This is a genomic window from Betaproteobacteria bacterium, assembly GCA_009693245.1.
Lineage (GTDB): Bacteria > Pseudomonadota > Gammaproteobacteria > Burkholderiales > SHXO01 > SHXO01.
On sequence record SHXO01000045.1, the window covers coordinates 1 to 25,261 of the forward strand.

Below are 25,261 nucleotides of genomic sequence, written 5' to 3' on the forward strand. Positions count from 1 at the left end.
TCAACAGCCAAAGCCAAACCCACAACCTTAAAACCCCATAAGCGTAGAACCGAATACCCACACCCATGGCAAACCGCTGGTTTGCTTTTCCCCCCTTATGCCGCGCCGAGCAGCTCGGCGGGCTCGCGGGGTTTCGCCGAGGACTGTTCGACGGCCGCGCATGCTTCTCGCGCGGACTAGTTCCGCAGGCGCCGCGAGTCCGGCAGGCAGCGCAGGAGAAAAGCGGCATCAGGGTGCCCTTCTTTTTGGTTACTTTTGCTTGGGCAAGCAAGAAAAAGTAACCTGCCGCCGGGCAGCCCCCGGCTAACAATATCCGATAAAGCTATGCATAACGATATTCACTGACACACGCACGAATCATGTCTTCGTGCGAAAGCGCACATCCGCAATCACAGTCGGCTCAACAAAACTCAAGGAAGTGCAATTCAGGCGTAGCTCTTCTGCGGTAAGGGAGCGCCAGGATAGGTTGGCCGGCCAGATCCTCCGTGGAAATGAGATGTGTTACGTACCTTTTGGTAGCGGTTTAATCCTCGGCGATAATAGCGGTCCTCACAAGGGACCCCTATGACCGATCTTAGCCTTCGCCCCGCCGGCCAAACCCTACCCGCCGGCAAGCAAGTCCGCTTCGTCACCGCCGCCAGCCTCTTCGACGGCCACGACGCCTCCATCAACATCATGCGGCGCATCCTGCAATCCTCGGGCACCGAGGTGATTCATCTAGGCCACAACCGCTCGGTGGAAGAAGTGGTGACCGCCGCCTTGCATGAGGACGTGCACGGCATCGCCATCAGCTCCTACCAAGGCGGGCACGTGGAGTACTTCAAGTACGCGATCGATTTGCTCAAGGAGCGCGGAGGCGAGAACATCAAGGTGTTTGGCGGCGGGGGCGGGGTGATCGCCGCCTCGGAAATCGCCGAGCTTCACGCCTACGGAGTGGCGCGTATCTACACGCCCGAAGATGGCGCGAAACTGGGCTTGGCCGGGATGATCCAGGACATGCTGGACCGGGCCCAGGACGACCTTGCCTCCAAGGTGCCCGCGGATCTTCGCGCGATGCTCGAAGGCGGCGGGCGTGCGCTGGCGCGCATCATCACCGCCCTGGAGGCCGGTGCATTGCAAGAGCCATTACGCCAGGAGATTCTCGCCCAGGCGTCGTCCAAGACCACCGTTCCCGTGTTGGGCGTGACCGGCACGGGCGGATCGGGCAAATCCTCCCTCACCGACGAATTGATCCGGCGCTTCCGGCTTGACCGGGGAGACGATCTGAAGATCGCCATCATCGCGGTGGACCCCACGCGGCGCAAGACTGGCGGCGCGCTGCTGGGCGACCGCATACGCATGAATGCCATCAACGGCGGCAATATCTTCATGCGCTCGCTCGCCACCCGTAGCGGGGGCAGCGAGATCGCGCCTTGTCTTCCGGAGGTCATCGCGGCATGCAAGTGCGCGGGGTTCGATCTCATCATCGTCGAAACCTCCGGTATCGGCCAGGGCGACGCGGCAATCGTGCCGCACGTGGATTGCTCCCTCTACGTGATGACGCCCGAGTACGGCGCGGCCAGCCAGTTGGAAAAAATCGACATGCTGGATTTCGCCGATTTCGTGGCCATCAACAAGTTCGATCGCAAGGGCGCGCTCGACGCGCTACGCGATGTGAGTAAGCAGGTCCAGCGTAACAAAAGCGATTTCTCCAAGCAGCCCGCTGACATGCCGGTATTCGGCACCATGGCCGCGCGCTTCAACGACGATGGCGTCACCGCGTTGTATCACGCGGTGTCGAATAAGCTTGCCGAGAAGGGGCTCAAGCCTGGTCCCTCGCGATTGCCTGTGGTGAACACCCGCCACTCCACCAACCAGACCCCGGTGGTACCGCCGGCGCGGGTGCGTTACCTGGCGGAAATTTCCGAAACGGTTAGGCGCTACAAGTCTCATGCGCTGGAGCAAGCGCGCATCGCACGCGAACGCCAACAATTGCTAGCGGCCAAGCATATGCTGGCCGCGGAGTGCAAGGAAGACAATGCCAGCCTGCAAATCCTGGCGGAAAGACGCGAAGAGAAACTCGATCGCGCGAGCAAGAGGCTGCTAGCCCAGTGGAATGACATGCAACGCGCCTACTCTGGTGAAGAGTATGTCGTGAAGATCCGCGACCGCGAGATTCGCACCAAGCTGACCTACACCTCCTTGTCGGGCACGGCCATTCGCAAGGTGGCGCTGCCCCGTTACGAAGACCAAGGCGAGCAACTCAAATGGGTGCTGCTAGAAAACGTACCGGGCTCCTTTCCTTATACGGCCGGCGTGTTCGCCTTCAAGCGCGAGAACGAAGACCCCACGCGCATGTTCGCGGGTGAGGGTGACCCTTTCCGCACCAACAAACGCTTTCATCTGCTGGCCAAGGAGATGCCCGCCAAGCGGCTGTCCACAGCGTTCGACTCGGTGACGCTGTATGGCTTCGATCCCGATCCGCGCCCGGATATTTACGGCAAGGTCGGCAACTCCGGCGTGTCCATCGCCACGCTGGAAGACATGAAGGTGTTGTACTCGGGTTTCGACCTGACGGCGCCCAACAACTCCGTGTCCATGACCATCAACGGTCCTGCGCCAACAATACTGGCCATGTTCATGAACACCGCCATCGACCAACAGTTGGACAAGTTCCGCAAGGACAACGGACGCCTTCCCACGCCGGACGAGGCTGAAAAGATCAAGGCGTGGACCCTTTCCACGGTGCGCGGCACGGTGCAGGCGGACATCCTGAAGGAAGACCAGGGCCAGAATACGTGCATTTTCTCCACGGAGTTCAGCTTGAAGGTGATGGGAGACATTCAGGAGTACTTCATCCGCCACGATGTGAAGAATTTCTACTCCGTGTCCATCTCTGGATATCACATCGCGGAAGCGGGGGCGAATCCCATCAGCCAACTGGCCTTCACCTTGTCCAACGGCTTCACCTTTGTCGAGGCCTATCTCGCGCGCGGCATGCATATAGACGACTTCGCGCCGAATCTGTCTTTCTTCTTTAGCAACGGCATGGACCCCGAGTACACTGTGATCGGGCGCGTGGCGCGCCGCATCTGGGCCGTGGCCTTGAAGAACAAGTACGGCGCCAACGAACGCTCGCAAAAACTCAAATACCATTGCCAGACTTCCGGGCGCTCGCTGCACGCGCAGGAAATCGATTTCAACGACATTCGCACCACGCTGCAAGCACTGATCGCCACCTACGACAACGCCAATAGCCTTCACACCAACGCCTACGACGAAGCCATCACCACGCCCACGGAAGAAAGTGTGCGGCGCGCCATGGCGATTCAGCTCATCATCAATCGCGAGTGGGGCTTGGCCAAGAACGAGAATCCCAACCAGGGCAGTTTCATCATCGAGGAGCTGACCGACCTGGTGGAAGAAGCTGTGCTCAAGGAATTCGAGGCCATCAGCACGCGCAGCGGCGTACTAGGAGCGATGGAGCTGGGCTACCAGCGCGGCAAGATTCAAGAGGAATCCCTCTACTACGAACACAAGAAGCACGACGGGTCTTATCCCATTGTCGGCGTGAACACCTTCCGTAATCCCCATGGAGATACCACCTCGGGCACGCTGGAACTCGCGCGTTCGACAGAAGAAGAGAAGCAGTCCCAGCTCAAGCGCCTGCGTGATTTCCACCGCCAGAATCAGGCCGAAAGCGCCTCGATGCTCAAGCGCTTACAACAGGCGGTCATCGAGAACTCAAACGTATTTGAAGTGTTGATGCAATCTGTGCGGGTATGTTCACTGGGACAAATTACCCATGCGCTCTTCGAGGTGGGCGGCCAATACCGGCGCAGCATGTAGACGGGACTCTACCTGTCGAATTTCCCGCTGGCCTCTGCCGACTTATCCGGCAGCAAAGCGCGGCCTTATCCACAAGTCTCTTATTAGCAATGGGTTAGTGTGTGGCACGGTAGCTGCGCTGCTGTAGGCAAGCAACTCACAGAGACCGCAATGAAAATAAATATCAAAACAATTATTGTCTCACTGGCTTTGGCCATGGGACTCTCGATTACTTCCGCCCACGCTGGCCCGTTCAAGTTTAGGTTTAGCGGAGTGGGTTCGGGATCGATCGGATCATCAACTACTTTCACTAACGCCCCGGTAAATCTTGATGTGAACGGGACTACCGGCTCTATATTGATTGAAGGTTTTGGGGGCGGATCCCTGGATGAGGAAGTCACGGTATCCGACAATTCGCCGGGGCCAATAACGATGGAGACGCTGACAGGGGAAATACTCAGTCTGGATGGACCCACCGACGAGTCGGGCGACGTCAGCGGCTTCGTGGATGTCCCAACTAGCGGGGGATCGGTTACGTTGACGAGCTTCGAGAAGGTCACTTTTTCGGTCCCCGAGCCTTCAGCCCTTGTCTTATTGCTTAGCTTTCCCGCGGCCTTATCCCTGAGGCGCCGCACCAGGTTGTAGACTTCCCTCCGCCGCGAAGTCTCCAATACGCCCTCACTCCGAGGGCGCATTGGTTTTCTAGAAGGCGTATTTCAAACTCACACCGATTGCCGTGACATCGGCCTCGCCAACCGTAGCCTCATCGCCAATTTTCGGGAAGTATTCGAGCTCGGCTCGGATCGCGAAGTTACTCGAGAAGTCATACTGCGCTCCCACGCCCCCTACAAGAGAAAACCCGCTGTCGCTCTCATTCGCCGCGAAGTCGCTCGTGACCTTGCCATTCCATCGTACAACTCCCAGTTTTCCGATCCAGGTGATATTCGAACCTCCCGGCAGAAAAAACACCGCTTGCACGGGGATACCACTCGCATCGAACTTCGCGGACCCTCCACCCACAAGAGTAAGCGACGTGCTCCGTAACCCCATGTATCCAATTTAGATACCTACAAAATCGTTGAACCGGTAGCCCGCATATAGCTTGCCTTGGATAGAGGAGGTATCGCAACTCGAAGTAGGGACGACCGTGTTCGTTGCCGTGTTGACAACCTCACACCCGCTCCCGTCACGGTTCAGGCCAATTCCGGCTCCCACGTAAAACTGCTCGGCCGATAGCGTGTCTTCGCACAACACCAGAGTGCTTGCGAGGAGGAAAGTGGAGCAGGCTTGGTTACGAGTCATTTTGGGCATGGGTGCGTACGGTTAGTTGGAAAAGCACATAGGGAGCGACGAGTATGCAGAGAGAATAACCTATCCTCGTCTGTTCCTAATCCTCCAGCCAGTTCGCTACCGCAATATGACGTAAAGACATTACCATTGCGGACCCATCGGATCATAATGAACAGTTGGTCAACACCGTGCTCGAGATGGCCGGGGTCGACGATGACCTGGCTGCTCGAGCCAGCGCCCATCTGGCTGACATGCAGGCAACATTCGAGCTGTGGCTGCGAGATGCCGGCTGCTCGCCAGCGAAGGCAACCGAGTTGGCCCCTATGCTGATGCTCTTTTACGAAGGCATCCGCGTTTCAAGCCGTCGCCGGCTGCCAGCCCGGCAGCAGTTGCAAGCGATCGAAACGACGATTCGCCTAGTCAGGAGCGCCATCCATTGAACACCGGCAACACTCTACCCGCCAAGAAATTCCGCGCAATCGATGGCCGGCGGCTCGCCTATGTGGAGGTGGGTATGGGCAAGCCCATCGTTCTACTGCACGGAAATCCAACCTCAAGCTATCTATGGCGCGACGTCATTCCTCCGCTGGCCGGAAGCTGGCATGTCATCGCACCCGATCTGATCGGTCACGGAGATTCAGACAAGCTTCCCGCATCCGAGGGCGCTGGCCGGTACAGTTTCGAGACGGCGTATTTCTATCTTGAGCGGCTGCTTGCGGAACTGACCGGCGAGCAACAGGTAACACTGGTGGTGCATGACTGGGGCAGCGCGCTGGGATTTCATTGGGCACGCCTGCACCCACGGCAGGTGCATGGCTTGGCCTATATGGAGAGCATTGTGAGGCCGTTGGGCTCCTGGGACGAGTGGCCCGAGAAGGCGCGAGGAATTTTCCAGGGCTTTCGCTCGGCCAAGGGGGAAGACTTGATCCTCAAGCGCAACCTGTTCATCGAAGGGGTGCTTCCCAGTTCGATTCTCAGGAAGCTGACAGAGGAGGAAATGGACGTCTATCGCGCTCCATTCCTCGAAGAGGCTGACCGGCAGCCGGTTCTGAACTGGCCGCGACAGATTCCCATCGGCGGTGAGCCGCCCCATATGGTCGCGCTGGTTCAGCAGTATGCGGACTGGCTGAGCCACAGCCCCGTCCCAAAGCTGTTCATCAATGCGGAGCCCGGCTCGATTCTGGTTGGCGCACAGCGGGAGTTCTGCCGCGGCTGGCCCAACCAGAAAGAGGTTACGGTACGAGGCTCACATTTCATTCAGGAAGACTCCGGCGCCGAAATCGGTCGTGCGGTGGCGGACTGGCTTTCCAAGCTCGGCTGAAAGAGGATCTCGTGTCCGGCGTGCCCGTTTTCATGGTGGCCAACCCGAGGCGTTTCACCTGCAACGTTGCATGCCCCCACGCTAGCGAACTAGGCAAGGCGTCGTGCACTTCGAAATCCAAAATCCGGCAGGATAGAAGTAATGCCGCGCAAGTTTTAGCTTTTCGCATGCGTTCAGGTTAGGATTCGCTCGCGCCGTCATAAAATATTCCCGCGAGAAAATGCTATGTGGGGCGCCGGCCTGGATTTTTCAGGTCCGGCTCCATGAATAAGATCCATCGGAGGAGACCGCTTGAGTCAGACCGACATCCTGGAACACGCCAATACCTTTCCGCGCCTGCTGCTCATGCACGTGGCGCGCGATGGGACGCGCACGGCTATTCGGGAAAAGAACTTGGGAATTTGGCAGAGTTGGACTTGGGCTCAGGTTTCTCAAGAAGTGCGGTGGTTGGCGTGCGGGCTGGCGTCTCAGGGTTTTGCGCGGGGAATGAACCTCGCCATCGTCGGGGACAACCGGCCCCGGTTGTATTGGGCATTTGCAGCGGCGCAATCTCTAGGCGGTGTTCCAGTACCCCTGTACCAGGATGCGATCACCACGGAGATGGAATATGTCCTAAACGACGCGGAAATCGAATTCGCCATCGTCGAGGACCAGGAGCAAGCGGACAAGCTGCTGGAGATCATGCCTCGCACGCCGCGATTGAAGCGCATCTTCTACGACGATCCGCGCGGCATGCGACACTACACCCAGCCCGCGCTCATGTCCTATGACCGGCTGCGCGCATTGGGACAAGCGTACGACCGCGAGCATCCCCAGTTTTTTGCGCGGAGCGTGGAGCAGACCAGGCCCGATGATGTGAGCGTGATGCTCTACACCTCGGGCACCACGGGTAAGCCCAAGGGGGTATGCCACACCCACGCGAGTTTGATCGCGGCCGCGCGGGGCGACATTGCCTTCGATGGCTTTACCGAGAACGAGGAAGTGTTGTCCTATTTGCCCATGGCATGGGTGGGCGATCATCTGTTTTCCTATGCGCAAGCCATGGTGGCGGGGTTCACCGTCAACTGCCCGGAATCTTCCGAAACCGTGATGACCGATCTGCGCGAAATCGGCCCCACTTATTACTTCGGCCCGCCGCGCGTGTTCGAAAATCTGCTCACGCAAGTGACGATCCGCATGGACGATGCGGCGCCCATCAAGCGCGCCATGTTCCACTACTTCATGGGCGTGGCGCGCCGTTGCGGCACGGATCTCATGGAAGGCAAGCCGGTGCCATTCAAGGACCGCTTGCTATATGCGCTAGGTAATTTCCTGGTTTACGCCCCGCTCAAGAACGTGCTGGGCATGAGCCGCATCCGCGTCGCCTATACGGGAGGCGCGGCCATCGGCCCCGATCTGTACGGCTTCTACCGCTCGCTGGGCATCAATTTGAAGCAACTCTACGGGCAGACGGAAACCGCGGCCTACGTATGCAAGCAGAAGAGCGGACAAACGAAGCTTGACGTAGTGGGCCGGCCCTTGGCCGGCGTGGAAGTCAAGATCGCCGAGAACGGAGAAGTGCTGGTTAAAACACCCAGCATGCTCAAGGAGTACTACCGGCGCCCCGACGCCACGGCGGAATCCATCACGCCCGACGGATACTTCATGACCGGAGACGCCGGCTTCTTCGACGCCGACGGCGATTTGAAAATCATCGACCGCGCGAAGGATGTGGGCCGGCTCCTCGACGGCACCTTGTTCGCGCCTCAGTTCATCGAGAACAAACTCAAGTTCTTTCCCCAGATCAAGGAAGCCGTTTGCTTCGGCGACAAGACCAGCCAGGTGTGCGCTTTCATCAACATCGACATGCAATCGGTGGGCAATTGGGCGGAGAAGAAGAATCTATCCTACGGTGGCTACGTGGATCTCGCCGGCAAGCCCGAGGTCTATGCGCTGATTCAGCAGTGCGTGGAAAAAGTAAACACCGATATCGCCGCGGATGAGCAACTGCGGGGGTCTCAGATCAAGAGGTTCCTCATCCTGCACAAGGAACTCGACGCCGATGACGATGAACTCACGCGCACGCGCAAGGTGCGGCGCGGCTTCGTCGCCCAAAAGTACGCGCCACTGGTGGATGCACTGTATTCGGACAAGACTTCGCAACACATCAAGACCCAAGTCAAGTTCGAAGACGGGCGCACGGGCCACATCGAAGCCACGCTGAAAATTCAGAATGCCGCCGTTTACCTGCCGGGCAGGAAAGCCGCATGAAGGCACGTGTGGCGGGGGGCGTCGTGCTCAAGCTGGATAACATCTCCCTGTCTTTCGGTGGCGTGAAGGCCCTGTCCGATGTCAGCTTGGATGTGCGCGAGCATGAAATCCGCGCCATCATCGGCCCCAACGGCGCGGGCAAGAGTTCGATGTTGAATGTGATCAACGGCGTGTACCACCCGAGCGCGGGATCGGTCACATTCAAGGGCAAGACGCGCAGCCAGATGCGCCCCCACGAGGCCGCCAGCCAGGGTATCGCCCGCACTTTTCAGAACATCGCACTGTTCAAGGGCATGAGCGTTCTGGACAATATCATGACCGGGCGCACGCTCAAGATGAAGGCGGGCTTCTTGTCTCAGTGCCTGTATTTCGGCCCCGCCTTGAAGGAAGAACTTGAACACCGCCGCAAGGTGGAAGAGATCATCGACTTTCTGCAAATCGAATCGGTGAGGAAAACACCCGTGGGGCGTCTTCCCTATGGCTTGCAAAAGCGCGTGGAATTGGGCCGGGCGTTGGCGGCCGAGCCCGAGTTGTTACTGCTCGATGAGCCCATGGCGGGGATGAACGTGGAGGAAAAACAGGACATGTGCCGGTTCATCCTGGACGTGAACGATGAGTTCGGCACCACCATCGTGCTCATCGAACACGACATGGGCGTGGTCATGGATCTGTCCGACCGCGTCGTGGTGCTCGACTACGGCCGCAAGATCGGCGATGGCACGCCCCAGGAAATTCGCGCTAACCAGGCCGTCATCAGCGCCTATCTCGGAGTGAAACACTGATGGGATTTTTCATCGAGGTCTTGCTCGGCGGGTTGATGGCGGGCGTGCTCTATTCCCTAGTGGCTCTGGGCTTCGTATTGATTTTCAAAGCCTCGGGCGTGTTCAATTTCGCCCAGGGTGCCATGGTGCTGTTCGCGGCTCTGACCTTCGTGCGGCTGATGGAAATTTTCAACATGCCCATGCTGCTGGCGCTGACCCTCACGGTCGCGGTGATGGCCGCGCTCGCGGTGGTGATCGAGCGCGTGGTGTTGCGACCATTGGTGAACCAGCCAGGTATCGCCCTCTTCATGGCCACCCTTGGAATTTCCTACTTTCTCGACGGTTTCGGGCAAGCGGTATGGGGAAGCGACGTCTATAAGCTCGATGTCGGCATCCCGAAGCAGCCCATCATGCTCCTTGAGAATGTATTTCCAGGCGGCATACTGGTGTCAAGCGAGGATCTGGTAGCCACCGTCGTGGCGGGGTTGCTGGTCGCGGGGCTGGCCTTGTTTTTTCAGAAGACCCGCATCGGCCGGGCCTTGCGCGCCGTGGCGGACGATCACCAAGCTGCCCAGTCCGTGGGCATTCCGCTCAACTACATCTGGGTCATCGTATGGACCGTCGCCGGCTTGGTGGCCTTGGTGGCCGGCATCATGTGGGGCTCCAAGCTGGGGGTGCAGTTCTCCCTGACCTTCGTCGCGCTCAAGGCATTGCCCGTACTGATCCTGGGCGGATTCGAATCGATCCCGGGTGCCATCGTGGGCGGCCTCATCATCGGCGCGGGCGAGAAACTGGCGGAGATCTATCTCGGCCCCTTGGTCGGCGGTGGCATCGAGAATTGGTTTGCTTATGTGGTGGCATTGTTGTTCCTCCTGGTACGCCCAGAGGGTTTGTTTGGAGAGAAGCACATTGACCGCGTCTGAACGGCGAGGGAGGAGGGAGGAGGGCGGAAAGAGTGAAAACCTTCCGCCGCCCGCTTTCGTCTTTCGCCTAACGGCACCCGCCTCGCGCCTCACGCCTCACGCTTTTCCCATCCCCCCTCCCTAACGCAATGCTTTACCGCGAAGCCGGCCAATTCAAAACTACCTACGCCGCCGACCAGGCGGTGTTCCCCATTGCCCAGGACCGTTGGTTCATCGCGATATGGATCATTCTGGGCTTTGTGGTGGTGCCGGTGTTCGCCAACGAATATTTTCTGCGCGCCATCCTCATTCCCTTCGTGATCATGGCGCTGGCCGCCTTGGGGCTCAATTTGCTCGTGGGTTACTGCGGCCAGCTCTCGCTGGGCACGGGTGGCTTCATGGCGGTGGGAGCCTACGCGGCCTACAACTTTTGCCTGCGCATTCCGGAATTGAATCCCATCTTGGCGTTCTTGCTCGCCGGCGGGTGCGCGACCTTGGTGGGCATCTTGTTCGGGATTCCTAGCCTGCGTATCAAGGGTTTTTACTTGGCGGTGGCCACGCTCGCCTCGCAATTTTTCCTCGAGTGGCTGTTCAACCGGGTGCAATGGTTCACCAACTACACCCCCTCGGGATCCATTAGCGCGCCCCCGGTCACGCTGTTCTCGCTCAGTTTCGAAACACCTACGCGCAAATACTTCCTGTGCTTGGTCATCCTGGTGATTTTCGCCGTGGTGGCGAAGAATTTGGTGCGCGGGCGCACCGGCCGCGCATGGATGGCGACGCGGGACATGGATGTGGCGGCGGAGATCATCGGCATCCGTCCCATGTATGCCAAGCTCTCGGCCTTCGCCGTGAGCTCGTTTTTCGTGGGCGTCGCGGGTGCCTTGTGGGCTTTCGTGCATCTGGGCTCCTGGGAGCCGGCTGCCTTCGATATCAATCGCTCCTTCAGCATCTTGTTCATGATCATCATCGGCGGGTTGGGCTCCATCGCCGGGGCTTTTCTGGGCGCGGCATTCATCACCACGCTTCCGCTGATATTGAACCAGGCACCGCAATGGTTTGGCTTCACGCTCTCCACGGCGATGATTTCGCACTTAGAATTCATGATCTTCGGCGCGCTGATTCTGTTCTTCTTGATCGTCGAGCCCCTGGGACTGGCCAGATTGTGGAGGATAGGCAAGGAGAAGCTCAGGCTGTGGCCCTTCCCGCATTAATGTCTTGAATACCGAATCAAGCTTCGCACGTTAGAGCAACTTTTCCACCGGAGGACACGAATATGAAAACGGCTTGGATATCCAAGATGACCTGCACCGCGCTGGCGCTTGCCAGCGCGGTGTGCGCCACGGCCCCCGCCACGGCGAACGAGCAATTCATTCCCGTGCTGGTCTACCGCAGCGGACCCTACGCACCCAATGGCATCCATTGGGCCAACGGCTTCGTCGATTACTTGAACCTCATCAATGATCGCGATGGAGGTATCAACGGCGTCAAGATCGCCTACGAGGAATGCGAAACCGGTTACGCCACCGATCGCGGCGTGGAATGTTATGAACGCCTAAAGGGCAAGGGCGTAACGGGCGCGGCGGTGTTCAATCCGCTGTCCACCGGCATTACCTACGCCCTCACGGAAAAGGCCCCCGTGGATAAGATTCCCATCATCACCATGGGCTATGGCCGCTCGGAATCCGCCGATGGGCGCGTATTCCCGTGGAATTTCCCTCTGCTCGGCACCTATTGGACGGCCGCCGACATACTAATTCAGCACTTGGCCAAACTTTCTGGTGGCGCGGAGCATTTGCGCGGCAAGAAAATTACGCTGGTGTATCACGACTCACCCTACGGCAAGGAACCGATTCCTCTCCTGCAAGAGCGCGCGCGCCGGCACGGATATACGCTCATCACCATTCCCGTGACTCACCCAGGCGTGGAGCAGAAGGCGGCATGGTTACAAGTGCGCCAGCAACAGCCCGATTACGTGCTGCTATGGGGCTGGGGCGTGATGAACTCCACCGCCATCAAGGAAGCGGCGGCGGTGAATTTCCCGCGCGAGAAAATGTTTGGCGTGTGGTGGGCCGGTGCGGAGCCCGATGTACTGCCAGCCGGCGCGGGAGCGAAAGGTTACAACGCCATCGCGTTACAGCACTCCGCTGAAAAGGCGGCGGTTCACCAGGACATCCTCAAGCACATCCATGACAAGGGCAAGGGTGCGGGCAAGAAAGAGGACGTGGGGAACGTGCTCTACAACCGCGGATTGATCAACGCGCTGCTGGTGGTGGAATCCATCCGCACGGCACAGGGGAAGTACGGCAAAAAGCCGCTCAGGGGCGAAGAAGTGCGCTGGGGCATCGAGAATCTGAACCTCGACCAAGCCAGGATCAAGCAGGCGGGTTTTTACAGCATTCTGCAGCCCATCAAAGTCTCCTGCAACGATCACGAAGGCGTGCGCCACGCGCGCATTCATCAGTGGGATGGTGCCAAGTGGAACTTCGTGTCGGGATGGATGGAGGGTGACAACGGCATTTTGCGCCCCATGGTGGAAAGCGCGGCGGCGAAGTATGCGAAAGAGAAAAACATCACCCCAGGTTGCCTCAAGAGCTAAGGCTACAACATTGACTACCGTATGCTGGTGCTGAGCAACGTCGAAGTCATCTACGACCACGTCATCCTCGTGTTGAAGGGGGTGTCGTTGCACGTCGATGCTGGGAATATCGTGGCGCTGTTGGGCGCAAATGGGGCCGGGAAGTCGACCACACTCAAGGCCATATCGAACCTGCTGCGGGCCGAACGCGGTGAAGTCACCAAGGGAACCGTCGAACTTAACGGTGAAAGAGTCGATCGCTTAAGTCCGCCGGATCTGGTGCAGCGTGGCGTGGTGCAAGTGATGGAGGGGCGGCATTGCTTCGCTCACCTCACGGTTGAAGAGAATCTCATGACCGGCGCCTTCACCCGCAAGGCCAGCCGGGCAGAAATCGCGGCGGATTTGGAAAAAGTCTATGCCTACTTCCCCAGGCTCAAGCAGCGGCGTGGGAGCCAGTCCGGTTACACCTCCGGGGGCGAGCAACAAATGACCGCCGTGGGCCGCGCGCTCATGGCGCGCCCGCGCATGATTCTCTTGGATGAGCCCAGCATGGGTTTGGCGCCACAGGTGGTGGAGGAGATATTCGAGATCGTGAAGGATCTCAACGCCAAGGAGAACGTGAGCTTCCTGCTCGCCGAACAAAACACCATGGTGGCGCTGCGCTACGCCAACTACGGCTACATACTGGAAAACGGGCGCATCGTCATGGAAGGCAGCGCCACCAGCTTGAGTTCCAACGAGGACGTGAAGGAGTTCTACCTGGGATTGAGCAGCGGCGAGCGCAAGAGTTTTCGCGATACCAAGCATTACCGGCGGCGCAAAAGGTGGCTTGCGTAACTTCCGTGAGGCGTGAAACGTGAAGCGTGAGGAACCCCAGTTCGGTTCACGTTTCACCCTTCACCTTTCACCCTTCACCCTTCACGCACATATGAAATACTTCGATGACCTGGAAACCCGTTCCGCTGAAACGCGCGAACGCGCACAGTTCTCCGCGCTGCAAGACCAGATCGGCAACGCGAAGAAGAACGCACCCTACTTCACCCGGCTGCTGTCCGGCGTGCAGCCCTACGAAGTGAAAGACCGCTTGGCGCTGGCAAAGCTGCCGGTGACTCGTAAGTCCGATCTCATCGCATTGCAACGGAAGGAACTTCCCTTCGCCGGGATGACGGCAATGGATGTGAGAAGACTCGGCCGCGTGTTCGCCTCCCCTGGCCCCATTTACGATCCGCAAGGCGATAAGAAAGATTACTGGGGGATTGGACGCGCGCTTTTTGCAGCAGGATTTCGCGAAGGCGATCTGGTGCACAACACCTTCTCCTATCACTTCACGCCCGCGGGCTTCATGTACGACCTGGGCGCGCAGAGCATCGGATGCCCGGTATTCCCCGCAGGGGTAGGGCAGACGGAATTGCAGGTGCAGACCATCTCCGATCTAAAGCCGGTTGCTTACGCCGGGACGCCTTCCTTTCTGAAAATTCTGCTGGAAAAGGCGGACGAACTGGAACTCGATATCAGCCACATGCAAAAGGCTGCCGTAGGCGGAGAAGCCTTCCTGCCACCACAGAAGAAATTATTCGCCGAGCGCGGCATCGTGGCCTATCAAAGCTACGGAACCGCCGATCTCGGTTTGATCGCCTACGAAACGCCGGCGCGCGAGGGGCTGGTGGTGGACGAAGGCGTCATCGTCGAAATCGTTCGTCCCGGCACGGGCGATCCCGTGCCCGATGGAGAGGTCGGTGAAGTCGTCGTCAGCACGTTCACGCCCAGTTATCCTCTGATCCGCTTCGCCACCGGCGATATGTCCGCGGTGCTCGCTGGAACCAGCCCCTGCGGGCGCACGAACATGCGCATCAAGGGCTGGATGGGACGCGCCGACCAGACCACCAAGGTGCGCGGCATGTTTGTGCATCCCTCGCAGGTTGCCGAAGTGCTGAAGCGCCACAAGGAAGTGCTGCGCGCGCGCCTGGTCGTGACGCACGACGCCGAGCGCAACGACCAAATGACCTTGCGCTGCGAAGTCAGCGACATGCCCGAGGGGCTATCCCAAGCCTTGAGCGAAAGCGTGCGCGATCTATGCAAGGTACGGGGCAGCGTGGAAGTCATGGCCCCCGGAACTTTGCCTAATGACGGCAAGGTGATCGACGACCAGCGCAGGTATGACTAGGGTCTGTTGGAGGACATCGCCTTGGACGGCGAAAAATTGCGCTGGTCTGACTCCCTAGTCATTCGCGGCCTAGAATCCCTACCCATCCGTTTTCGAGCGAACTAGAATGACCCATTCGATCAGCCGCTATCCCATTCCTAAACTCGAGGACTTGCCCGAGGACATTCGCGACAAGATGCGGCAAGTGCAAGACAAGGCCGGCTTCATACCGAACGTTTTTGTCGCGCTGGCCCACCGCCCCGATGAATTCCGTGCCTTTTTCGCCTACCACGATGCCCTCATGCTGCGCGATTCGGGCTTGACCAAGGCCGAGCGAGAAATGATCGTGGTGGCCACGAGCGGCGTGAACCAATGCCTATACTGCGTGATAGCGCACGGCGCCATCCTGCGCATTTACGCCAAGAATCCGCAAGTCGCCGACCAAGTGGCGACCGATCATCGCAAGGCGGATATCAGCGCGCGCCAAAAGGCCATGCTCGATTTCGCCTGTAAGCTGGCGCGCACGCCCGAGGCCATGCTGGATTCCGACTATCAATCGCTACGCGGCCACGGTTTTAGCGAGGAAGATATTTGGGACATCGGCGCCATCACCGCCTTTTTTGCCCTCTCCAACCGCATGGCGCATCTAACCGCCATGCGGCCCAACGATGAGTTTTACTTGATGGGCCGGGTACCGCCACCGGCGAAAAAATAGCGTATCCGCGGCAAGGAATATCTTGCCCATGACCACGGTTCGCCGCTTGCTTTCGCTATAATTCGCTAACGTTCTGATAGATATGGCAACGGCATCACGAATGCCTGAGCGTCCTCATCACCCCTTCCACGGAAAGCCGACTCCATGGCTGCATTACCGGATACCGATCCGCAAGAAACCGATGAATGGCTAGACGCCCTGGAAGGCGTGCTCGCCCAAGAAGGCCCCCAGCGAGCGCACTACCTTCTTGAACAACTGGTGGAGAAAGCGCGCCGTTCCGGTGCGTATCTTCCCTATAGCGCCAACACCGGCTACATCAACACGATTCCGGTATCGCAGGAAGCGAAGTCTCCGGGCGATCACGAACTGGAGCACCGCATCCGTTCCTACGTGCGCTGGAACGCGGCGGCGATGGTCTTGCGCGCCAACAAGGATTCCAATGTCGGCGGCCACATCGCGAGCTTTGCCTCAGCCGCGACTTTGTACGACGTGGGCTTCAATCATTTCTGGCATGCACCCTCGGACAAACACGGCGGCGACCTGGTGTTCGTGCAAGGGCACTCGGCCACGGGCGTGTACGCGCGCGCCTTCATGCTGGGGCGGCTGACGGAGGAGCAACTCAATAATTTCCGCCGCGAGGTGAATGGCAAGGGGCTGTCCTCCTATCCGCACCCGTGGCTCATGCCCGATTTCTGGCAATTCCCCACGGTGTCCATGGGGCTCGGGCCCATCATGGCCATCTACCAAGCGCGCTTCATGAAGTACCTGCAAGACCGCGGCATTCTCGATACAGACGGCCGCAAGGTGTGGTGCTTCCTGGGCGATGGCGAGATCGACGAGCCCGAATCCATGGGCGCCATCGGCGTGGCCGCGCGCGAAAAACTGGATAACCTGGTCTTCGTGGTCAACTGCAATCTGCAACGGCTCGACGGGCCGGTACGGGGCAACGGCAAGATCATCCAGGAGTTGGAGGCGGATTTTCGCGGAGCTGGGTGGAACGTGATCAAGGTGATCTGGGGTGGCTATTGGGACCCGCTCCTCGCGCGCGATACCAACGGTTTGCTGCAAAGGCGCATGGAAGAAGCCGTGGATGGCGAGTACCAGACCTTCAAATCCAAGGATGGCGCTTACGTACGCAAGCACTTCTTCGGCAAGTACCCGGAACTGGCCGCCATGGTATCCAACATGACGGACGACGATATCTGGCGGCTCAACCGTGGTGGCCACGACCCGCACAAGGTGTACGCGGCTTATGCAGCGGCCTGCGCCCATCAAGGCCAGCCCACCGTGATCCTGGCCAAGACCATCAAGGGCTACGGCATGGGCGAGGCGGGCGAAGCGCAGAACATCACCCATCAACAGAAGAAGATGGGCACGCACTCGCTCAAGGCCTTCCGCGACCGCTTCGAGCTTCCGATTCCTGACGAAAAATTGGAGGAGGTGCCCTTCCTCACCTTCCCAGAGGATTCGCCGGAGTTGGAATACATGCGCCAGCGCCGCGAGGCCCTGGGCGGCTATCTGCCCACGCGCCGCCGCCAAGGCGATACGCTGGACATTCCGCCTCTCACCGCCTTCGAGCCGCTACTCAAAAGCTCGGAAGAACGCGAGTTGTCCACTACCATGGCCTACGTGCGCATGCTGGCCATACTGCTGCGGGACAAGAATATTTCCAAACGCATCGTACCCATCGTGCCCGACGAATCCCGCACCTTCGGCATGGAGGGCATGTTCCGGCAGCTTGGCATCTGGTCCTCGGTGGGGCAGCTCTACACGCCCCAGGACGCCGACCAACTGATGTTCTACAAGGAAGATAAGCACGGCCAGATTTTGCAGGAGGGCATCAACGAGCCTGGCGCCATGTCCTCGTGGATCGCGGCGGCGACGTCGTATTCGACCCACGGCGTGACCATGATTCCCTTCTACATCTACTACTCGATGTTTGGTTTTCAGCGCATCGGGGACCTGGCCTGGGCGGCCGGAGACCAGCGTGCGCGCGGATTCCTGCTGGGCGCCACGGCCGGGCGCACCACCTTGAACGGCGAAGGCTTGCAGCACGAAGACGGGCACAGCCACTTGCAGGCGGCCACCATTCCCAATTGCATCGGCTACGACCCCACCTTCGCCTACGAAGTCGCGGTGATCATCCATGACGGGCTGCGCCGCATGTACAAGGCGCAAGAGGACGTTTTCTACTACGTCACGCTCATGAACGAGAATTACACCCACCCCGAAATGCCCGCCGGATGCGAGGCGGGAATCTTGAAGGGAATGTATCTTCTCGGTGAGGCGCGAGGCGTGAGGCGTGAGGCGCAGGTTCAGTTGTTGGGATCGGGTACGATTCTGCGTGAGGTACAGTTTGCCGCGGAGTTGCTCGAGAAGGATTGGAAGGTCCTGGCCGGTGTCTGGAGCTGCCCGGGGTGGACGGAGTTGCGGCGCGACGGCATTGCAACGGATCGCTGGAACATGTTGCATGCGGAGCAGGCACCCCGGGTGAGTTATGTGGAGCAATGCCTGAAGGGCCGCCCGGGCCCTGTCATCGCGGCCACGGACTACATGCGCAGCTTGGCGGAAGGGATTCGCCCCTGGGTACCCGCGCGGTACACGGTGCTGGGTACCGATGGATTCGGGCGCTCGGACACGCGCGAGCAACTGCGCCGGTTCTTCGAGGTTGATCGTTACTACGTGACGATCGCCGCGCTCAAGGCGCTGGCGGATGAAGGCAAGATTCCGGCGAAAACCGTGACACAGGCGCTCAAAAAGTACAACATTGACCCTGACAAACCGGCGCCATGGACGGTCTAGGGAAAGCAAACACATTGGGGAGGCAACGTTGGGTGCAGTGAGAGAAGTACTGGTACCGGATATCGGCGATTTCAAGGACATTCCCGTCATCGAAGTCATGGTCAAACCGGGCGACCGGGTGAAGGCGGAGGATTCCCTGGTCACGCTCGAAAGCGACAAGGCCACCATGGATGTGCCCGCTCCCTTCGCGGGCGTGGTGCGCGATCTCAAACTCAAGCTGGGCGACAAGGTATCCGAGGGCGTGTTGGTGTTGACCATCGAGACGGAAGACGCGGCCGCCAGCCCGCCTGTCGCGAAGCCACCCGCACCTGCCGCCGTGGCGCCCGGGGCCTCAGCTCCCGCGCCCGCCGCGATGGCGGCCCCAACTTCGGCCCCAGCGGCAATCGACGAGAAATCCTTTGCCCGCGCCCATGCAAGCCCTGCCGTACGGCGCTTCGCACGTGAATTAGGCGTGGACTTAGGCCAGGTCGGTGGCAAAGGCCCCAAGGGCCGCATCCTCAAGGAGGACATTCAAGAGTTCGTGAAAGGCGCGCTCACCCGGCCCAGCGCCGCTCCTGGCGCGGGGTTGGGCTTCAATCTGCCGGCCATGCCCACTGTGGACTTCGCGAAGTTCGGGCCCGTGGAGAACAAGCCGCTCTCGCGCATCAAGAAGATTTCCGGCGCCAATCTGCACCGCAATTGGGTTTCCATCCCCCACATCACCCAAAACGACGAGATCGACATCACGGAGATGGAGGCCTTCCGCAAGCAGCTTGGCGATGAGGTTCAAGGCGTGAAAATCACGCCCCTCGCCTTTCTGATCAAGGCGGCCGTCGCCGCGCTCAAGCGCTACCCGCAGTTCAATGCCTCGCTCGCGGCCGATGGCGAAAACCTGGTTCTCAAGCAGTACTACCACATCGGTGTGGCGGTCGACACACCCAAGGGCTTGGTGGTACCCGTCATACGCAATGCCGACCAGAAGGGCATCGTGCCATTGGCGAAGGAGTTGGGCGAGACCAGCGCGCGGGCACGCGATGGCAAGCTCGGGCCCGCCGAGATGCAAGGCGGATGCTTCTCCATTTCCAGCTTGGGTGGTATCGGCGGCACGCATTTCACCCCCATCATCAACGCCCCCGAGGTGGCCATTCTCGGGGTGGCGCGCTCCGCCATGAAACCCGTCTGGAAGGACGGGCAGTTCGTGCCACGTTTGATTCTGCCGGTGTCGCTCTCCTACGATCACCGCGTGATCGACGGCGCGGAGGGCGCGCGCTTCGTGAGCTATCTGAACACCGTGCTGAGCGACATCCGCCGCATGATGCTCTAGGCGCGGTTGGCATCCCACAAATCTTGTCCCACGGGCATTCTCGGCGGGACCTTCGACCCCATCCACTACGGCCATTTGCGCCTGGGGGAGGAGTTGGGTGATGCGCTGGGCCTGGAGCACGTAAGGCTGGTTCCGGCGAAACTCCCGCCCCATCGCGCCGAACCCGAGGTCAGCGCGCAACACCGCTTGGCCATGGCCCGCTTGGCGGCTGCCGGAAATCCTCTCTTCGTGGTGGATGACCGGGAGCTGCGCCGCGAAGGGCCCAGTTACACCGCCGACACGCTGCTGGAACTGCGCAATGAATTGGGGAATCAAGTTCCACTATGCCTCATGCTTGGGGTGGATGCCTTCGTGGCGCTCATGACTTGGTCGCGCTGGCGCCAGCTGTTCGATCTGGCACACCTCGTCATCGCAACGCGGCCTGGCTACAGCCTTGAAGTAGGCCAACTCCCCGAGCCCCTGGGTGCCATCACCAGAGAAAGGATCGCCACGGGATTCGGCACAGCGCCCAGCGGCTGCGTCCTCATCAGGGAAATCGCCGCCTTGGACATCTCCGCCAGCAGCATTCGCCAAGCCCTCGCGCGGCGCCATAGCACGCGTTATTTGCTACCCGATTCGGTTCTCGACTATATTCGGGCCCATCATCTATACCGAGGTACGCATGGAGGTTGACCAACTGAAGCAGATCGTCATGAACGCATTGGAGGAAATCAAAGGCCTGGATATTGTCGCTCTCGACACGCACAAGCTCACCGCCATGTTCGATTACGTGGTGGTGGCCACGGGGGATTCCGCCCGCCAAACCAAGGCCCTGGCCATGAACGTGCACGAAAGGGCCAAGGAAGCCGGGGGGCAAGTCGTCGGGATGGAAGGAGAGCAGAGCGGAGACTGGGTGCTGGTGGATCTGGGAAGTATTGTCGTGCACGTCATGCTCCCCGCTGTCCGGGAGTACTACAACCTCGAAGAGCTTTGGGGCAGCGCCAGCGCGCGCAGACCCCGCAAAGAGCGCCCTGCGGCAGGCGCAAATAGGCCAACGGCATGAAAAACCGCAAAGTCCCCTCTAAAAGACTTTAAGAATCAGCCAAAATTGCGCGATAACAAGCGTACTACATGAAAGTCCGCATTGTTACCGTGTCAAACCGAGCACCTCAGTGGATTCAACAAGGATATGACGAGTACGCGCGCCGCCTGCCGCGCGAGCTGGCGCTTGAACTCGTGGAAGTCAAGCCCGAACCCCGCGAGGCGGGCGTTCTCAGCATTAAGGAGATTCATCAGCTAAAGAACGCGGAAGCCGGACGCATTCGTCCTGCCCTCGCGGGATTCGAGGCGGTGGTCGCCCTCTATGAGAAGGGCACGTCCTACACCACCTTGGCCCTCGCGCAAGTCATCAAATCCTGGCAAGAAGATGCGAAGGACGCTGCCTTTGTCATCGGCGGGGCCGACGGCCTGGCGGAAGAACTCACGCAAGCCGCTCATGTGCGAATGTCCCTCTCCGCCATGACGCTTCCTCACCAGTTCGTACGCGTAATGCTCGCCGAGCAGCTCTACCGCGCGGCTTCCATCCTCTATAACCATCCTTACCACCGAGCCTGACGTGCACCAATTCGAACGCAGGGTCTACCTCGCCTCCCGCAGCTCTCGCCGCCGCGAGTTGCTCAAACAAATCGGGGTGAACTTCGAGATCTTGCTACTGCGAGAGGGCCCTAACCGGGCCGCCGACGTGGACGAAACGCCAGCCGGAACCGAATCTCCCACGGATTACGTGACACGTGTCGCTCTGGCGAAGGTGGAAGCCGGCTGGGCCCGGTTGATCCAACGGCGGCTGACGCGCTTTCCCGTGCTATCAGCCGATACCTCTGTCACGGTAAACGGTGCGATTCTCGGCAAACCCACCGATCGCGAACAAGCCGCGGCCTTCTTGACCTCTCTTTCCGGCGCATCCCACCATGTACACACTTGCGTGGCGGTGAAGTTCAACCAACACGCAGAGCATCTGGTTTCCACTACCGAGGTCACGTTTAGGGAACTCACCGAAACGGAAATCAGGCAATATATCTCCACGGGCGAGCCCTACGATAAGGCAGGCGGCTATGCCATACAAGGCCGGGCCGCGTCCTTCATCAGCAAAATCTCCGGTAGCTATTCGGGCGTCGTGGGGCTCCCGCTCTTTGAAACCAGCCAAGTTCTAAGCAAGTTCGGCTTCGACCCATAATCCTCGCAACTCCCTTGTGACCGACGAGATCCTCATCAACGTAACCCCGCAAGAAACCCGTGTCGCGGTCATACAACAAGGTGTGGTGCAAGAGCTGCACGTGGAGCGCGCGAGCAGCCGTGGGTTGGTCGGCAACGTCTACCTGGGCGTGGTAAGCCGGGTGCTGCCGGGCATGCAATCGGCATTCATCGGCATTGGCCTGGAGCGCGCCGCCTTTCTCCACGTGGCCGATATCTGGGAGCACCGCCAAAGCGAAGAACCACGCCCCATAGAGCGCATCCTGCACGACGGGCAGAAAGTCCTGGTGCAGGTCATCAAGGATCCCATCGGTACCAAGGGCGCGCGGCTTGCCACCCAAATCAGCATTGCCGGCCGCCTACTGGTCTATCTGCCACAGGAAACGCATATCGGCATCTCCCAGCGCATCGAGGACGAGACCGAGCGCGCCCACTTGCGGGAAACCTTGCAGAAACTCCTGTCACCGGAATCCAAGGGCGGATTCATCGTTCGCACCATGGCGGAAACCGCCGGCGTGAGCGAACTCACCTCCGATATTGGCTACTTGCAACGCCTTTGGGGCGATATCGAGGAGCGATCGCACCATGTGACCGCGCCTTACTTGCTCTACCAGGATCTGACGCTGAGCCACCGCGTCTTGCGCGACATCGCCAATGAGCAGACTTCGCGAATCCTGGTGGACTCGCGCGAGACTTACCAAAAGCTGCTGGGTTTTGCCCAGGAGTACACGAGCTGCTTTGCCGAGCGCATCAATCACTACGGCGGCGAGCGGCCCCTGTTCGATCTTTACGGCATCGAAGAGGAGATAGAGCAAGCGCTCGCTCGCCGCGTTCCGCTCAAATCAGGCGGGTATCTCGTTCTGGATCAGACAGAGGCCCTCACCACCGCTGATGTGAACACAGGGGGTTTTGTCGGCGGGCGCAGCTTTGACGACACCATCTTCAAGACCAACGTGGAGGCGGCCCATGTCATTGCACGCCAACTGAGGCTGCGCAATCTTGGCGGCATCATCATCGTGGACTTCATCGACATGGAGAACGATAGCCACAAGGAGTCTGTTCTCACGGAGTTCAAGAAGGCCCTCGCCCTCGACCGGACGCGGGTCACGGTAAACGGATTCACCACCTTGGGTCTGGTGGAGATGACCCGTAAGCGTACGCGGGAAAGCTTGGCTCACACGCTGTGTGAACCGTGCGCGACATGCCAGGGCCGGGGGGAACTCAAAACGCCGCAAACCGTGTGTTACGACATTCTGCGGGAGCTGCTGCGCGAAGCGCGCCAATTCAGCGCCAAGGAGTTCCGCATTCTGGCCTCCCAGAAAATCATCGATTTGTTCCTGGACGAGGAATCCCAAAGTTTGGCCATGCTGGGGGATTTCATCGGCAAACCCATCTCCTTGCAAGTGGAGACGCTCTACAACCAGGAGCAGTACGACATCGTCCTCATGTAAACCCCCATTCCTTCCCCGCCCTTCATTTTCCGCCCGCATTGACCGATACCAGGCTGCGCGCGGAGGGGTCCGCGAATCGGATGGAAGCACAAAGGGGAGCACTCATGGGCAATGCCAAGTTTCGGCTGATTACACGCAGCGATTTCGATGGGTTGGTCTGCGCGGTTTTGCTGCGCGAGTTGGACATGATCGACGACATCTTGTTTGTGCATCCCAAGGATATGCAAGATGGCAAGGTCGCGGTGACGCCAACGGACATCACCACGAATTTGCCCTATGTGCCCGGCGTTCATCTGGCATTCGACCATCACGCCTCGGAGACCTTGCGCAATTCCATCCGGGGGAAGAATCACATCATCGATCCGCATGCACCCTCGGCCGCGCGCGTTGTCCATGAATACTACGGCGGCCGCGCCAAGTTTCCCGGAATCAACCCAGAAATGAGGGCAGCGGTGGACAAGGCCGACTCGGCGCAGTACTCGCGAGAGGAAATCCTCAATCCCGCCGGCTGGGTTCTTCTGAACTATCTAATGGATGCCCGCACGGGCTTGGGCCGCTTTCGCGAGTTCCGTGTCTCCAACTACCAGTTGATGATGGACCTCATTTCCTACTGCGCCGGTCACTGCATCGATGAAATTCTCTCGCTGCCGGACGTCAAGGAACGCGTGGAACTCTACTTCCAGCACGAGAGCAAGGCGCGCGAACAGATACTTCGTTGCACTTCGGTCTATCAGAACGTGGCGGTGCTGGATTTGCGCGAGGAAGATCCGATTTTCGCCTGCAACCGCTTCTTGATTTACGCCCTGTTCCCGGAGGCCAATGCCTCCATCCATGTGCTATGGGGATTGAAAAAGCAAAATACCGCGCTTGCCACCGTCAAGTCCATTCTCAACAAGGCATGCACGAGCGATATTGGCGCGGTGATGTTGCAACATGGCGGTGGCGGGCACGAAGCGGCGGGCACCTGCCAGCCAGAGAACGACCGGGCAGACCAGGTACTGCGCGAAGTAGTGGATCGGTTGAACGCCGATGACTGGGCCCGGCGGCCCAAGGCCAAGAATTACGCCTAGCCGCCCCGCTCAAATGGCTTGTAGCGCGGGCTTCTTGTGAGGCGTTCTGCGAGCCCCCGTCTTATTGCCTTCGTTTAAGAGGAAATCCACGAGGTCTTCCTCGGACAGCGGTTTGCTGTAGTAATAGCCCTGCACTTCGTCGCAGCCCTGCTGCACCAGGAATTCGGCTTGGGCGAAATTCTCCACTCCCTCCGCCACGACGGTAAGTTGCAGGCTGTGCGCCATGTTGATGATGGTGCGCGCAATGGCGCAGTCGCTCGGATCCTCGGGCACTCCCCGAATGAACGAGCGGTCGATCTTCACGCAGTCCAGTGGCAGGCGCTTCAAGTAAGCGAGCGAAGAGTAGCCAGTACCGAAATCATCCACCGTGAGATGCACGCCCATCTTCTTGAACTCGCCAAGTAATTTCATGGCTTGATCGGGGTCGTGCATGACAGTGCTCTCGGTGATCTCCAATTCTAGCCAGTGTGCCTCGATCCGCGCCTGCGCAAGGGAGTCACGTACATCTTTTAGCAGCGAAGCTTGCACGAATTGGCGCGCGGACAGATTCACCGCGACGCGAAGCGGAGGAAGTCCCATGTCTTGCCAGGCACGCCGGTGCATGCAAGCGGTTCGAATTGCCCAGGCGCCGATACCGAC

Annotated in this window: 23 protein-coding genes; 20 read left to right on the forward strand and 3 right to left on the reverse strand. The window is 59.4% G+C overall.

The features are described 5' to 3' along the window. Positions 1 to 564: 564 nt before the first annotated feature. Together EXR36_08965 and EXR36_08970 are read left to right on the forward strand one after the other, a co-directional pair. Positions 565 to 3,828 carry a methylmalonyl-CoA mutase gene (locus tag EXR36_08965; GenBank protein ID MSQ59749.1) on the forward strand — a complete coding sequence of 1,088 codons (3,264 nt, stop codon included), beginning with the start codon at positions 565 to 567 and terminating at the stop codon, positions 3,826 to 3,828. 150 nt (positions 3,829 to 3,978) lie between these two features. Continuing rightward, positions 3,979 to 4,452: a hypothetical protein gene (locus EXR36_08970; protein ID MSQ59750.1), complete on the forward strand. Its 474-nt coding sequence runs from the start codon at positions 3,979 to 3,981 to the stop codon at positions 4,450 to 4,452. A gap of 57 nt (positions 4,453 to 4,509) precedes the next feature. On the opposite strand, the gene EXR36_08975 is transcribed toward EXR36_08970, so the two are convergent. Both EXR36_08975 and EXR36_08980 read right to left on the reverse strand, forming a co-directional pair. Further along, positions 4,510 to 4,857, reverse strand: a complete 348-nt coding sequence (locus EXR36_08975) for a hypothetical protein (GenBank protein MSQ59751.1) — start codon at positions 4,855 to 4,857, stop codon at positions 4,510 to 4,512. A 9-nt stretch (positions 4,858 to 4,866) separates the two neighbouring features. After that, the gene (locus EXR36_08980) at positions 4,867 to 5,118 is read right to left on the reverse strand and encodes a hypothetical protein (protein ID MSQ59752.1); all 252 of its coding nucleotides are present in this window, start codon (positions 5,116 to 5,118) and stop codon (positions 4,867 to 4,869) included. A gap of 155 nt (positions 5,119 to 5,273) precedes the next feature. Here EXR36_08980 and EXR36_08985 point away from each other — a divergent pair, with 155 nt between their 5' ends. From EXR36_08985 to EXR36_09070, 18 genes are all read left to right on the forward strand, one after another. Continuing rightward, positions 5,274 to 5,537 carry a hypothetical protein gene (locus tag EXR36_08985; protein ID MSQ59753.1) on the forward strand — a complete coding sequence of 88 codons (264 nt, stop codon included), beginning with the start codon at positions 5,274 to 5,276 and terminating at the stop codon, positions 5,535 to 5,537. Next, positions 5,534 to 6,418 (forward strand): haloalkane dehalogenase, encoded by an 885-nt coding sequence (locus EXR36_08990; protein ID MSQ59754.1) that lies wholly within the window; start codon positions 5,534 to 5,536, stop codon positions 6,416 to 6,418. Before EXR36_08985 ends, EXR36_08990 begins: the two co-directional genes overlap by 4 nt. A gap of 345 nt (positions 6,419 to 6,763) precedes the next feature. Then, a complete protein-coding gene (locus EXR36_08995; GenBank protein ID MSQ59755.1) occupies positions 6,764 to 8,668 on the forward strand; it encodes a long-chain fatty acid--CoA ligase in 1,905 nt (634 codons plus the stop codon). Continuing rightward, positions 8,665 to 9,450, forward strand: coding sequence for an ABC transporter ATP-binding protein (locus EXR36_09000; protein ID MSQ59756.1), 786 nt, complete (start codon positions 8,665 to 8,667; stop codon positions 9,448 to 9,450). Before EXR36_08995 ends, EXR36_09000 begins: the two co-directional genes overlap by 4 nt. Continuing rightward, positions 9,450 to 10,352, forward strand: coding sequence for a branched-chain amino acid ABC transporter permease (locus tag EXR36_09005; protein ID MSQ59757.1), 903 nt, complete (start codon positions 9,450 to 9,452; stop codon positions 10,350 to 10,352). The genes EXR36_09000 and EXR36_09005 overlap by 1 nt, the downstream gene beginning before the upstream one ends. Before the next feature lie 128 nt (positions 10,353 to 10,480). Continuing rightward, the gene (locus EXR36_09010; protein MSQ59758.1) at positions 10,481 to 11,545 is read left to right on the forward strand and encodes a branched-chain amino acid ABC transporter permease; all 1,065 of its coding nucleotides are present in this window, start codon (positions 10,481 to 10,483) and stop codon (positions 11,543 to 11,545) included. Between the two features lie 86 nt (positions 11,546 to 11,631). Further along, on the forward strand, positions 11,632 to 12,930 hold the full coding sequence (locus tag EXR36_09015; GenBank protein ID MSQ59759.1) for an ABC transporter permease: 1,299 nt from the start codon (positions 11,632 to 11,634) through the stop codon (positions 12,928 to 12,930). Between the two features lie 21 nt (positions 12,931 to 12,951). Beyond that, on the forward strand, positions 12,952 to 13,746 hold the full coding sequence (locus EXR36_09020) for an ABC transporter ATP-binding protein (GenBank protein MSQ59760.1): 795 nt from the start codon (positions 12,952 to 12,954) through the stop codon (positions 13,744 to 13,746). A 91-nt stretch (positions 13,747 to 13,837) separates the two neighbouring features. Further along, entirely contained in the window at positions 13,838 to 15,073 is a 1,236-nt protein-coding gene (locus tag EXR36_09025; protein MSQ59761.1) for a phenylacetate--CoA ligase family protein, read from the forward strand. 106 nt (positions 15,074 to 15,179) lie between these two features. Then, positions 15,180 to 15,767, forward strand: a complete 588-nt coding sequence (locus EXR36_09030) for an alkylhydroperoxidase (protein MSQ59762.1) — start codon at positions 15,180 to 15,182, stop codon at positions 15,765 to 15,767. A gap of 144 nt (positions 15,768 to 15,911) precedes the next feature. After that, a complete protein-coding gene (gene aceE / locus EXR36_09035) occupies positions 15,912 to 18,569 on the forward strand; it encodes a pyruvate dehydrogenase (acetyl-transferring), homodimeric type (GenBank protein ID MSQ59763.1) in 2,658 nt (885 codons plus the stop codon). A gap of 28 nt (positions 18,570 to 18,597) precedes the next feature. After that, positions 18,598 to 19,872 carry a dihydrolipoyllysine-residue acetyltransferase gene (gene aceF, locus EXR36_09040; protein MSQ59764.1) on the forward strand — a complete coding sequence of 425 codons (1,275 nt, stop codon included), beginning with the start codon at positions 18,598 to 18,600 and terminating at the stop codon, positions 19,870 to 19,872. A gap of 6 nt (positions 19,873 to 19,878) precedes the next feature. Continuing rightward, complete coding sequence (nadD, locus tag EXR36_09045) at positions 19,879 to 20,544, forward strand: nicotinate-nucleotide adenylyltransferase (GenBank protein MSQ59765.1); 666 nt, start codon at positions 19,879 to 19,881, stop codon at positions 20,542 to 20,544. After that, a complete protein-coding gene (rsfS, locus tag EXR36_09050; protein ID MSQ59766.1) occupies positions 20,534 to 20,914 on the forward strand; it encodes a ribosome silencing factor in 381 nt (126 codons plus the stop codon). The genes nadD and rsfS overlap by 11 nt, the downstream gene beginning before the upstream one ends. Positions 20,915 to 20,982: 68 nt before the next feature. Further along, the gene (rlmH, locus tag EXR36_09055) at positions 20,983 to 21,465 is read left to right on the forward strand and encodes a 23S rRNA (pseudouridine(1915)-N(3))-methyltransferase RlmH (GenBank protein MSQ59767.1); all 483 of its coding nucleotides are present in this window, start codon (positions 20,983 to 20,985) and stop codon (positions 21,463 to 21,465) included. A 1-nt stretch (position 21,466) separates the two neighbouring features. Further along, positions 21,467 to 22,084, forward strand: a complete 618-nt coding sequence (locus tag EXR36_09060) for a septum formation inhibitor Maf (GenBank protein MSQ59768.1) — start codon at positions 21,467 to 21,469, stop codon at positions 22,082 to 22,084. 16 nt (positions 22,085 to 22,100) lie between these two features. Then, positions 22,101 to 23,552, forward strand: a complete 1,452-nt coding sequence (locus EXR36_09065) for a ribonuclease G (protein MSQ59769.1) — start codon at positions 22,101 to 22,103, stop codon at positions 23,550 to 23,552. 104 nt (positions 23,553 to 23,656) lie between these two features. After that, positions 23,657 to 24,622 (forward strand): exopolyphosphatase, encoded by a 966-nt coding sequence (locus EXR36_09070; GenBank protein MSQ59770.1) that lies wholly within the window; start codon positions 23,657 to 23,659, stop codon positions 24,620 to 24,622. Positions 24,623 to 24,631: 9 nt separating this feature from the next. Here the strand turns inward: EXR36_09070 and EXR36_09075 are convergent. Beyond that, positions 24,632 to 25,261 (reverse strand): EAL domain-containing protein (locus tag EXR36_09075; GenBank protein ID MSQ59771.1); only part of this gene is annotated, 630 nt, incomplete at its 5' end.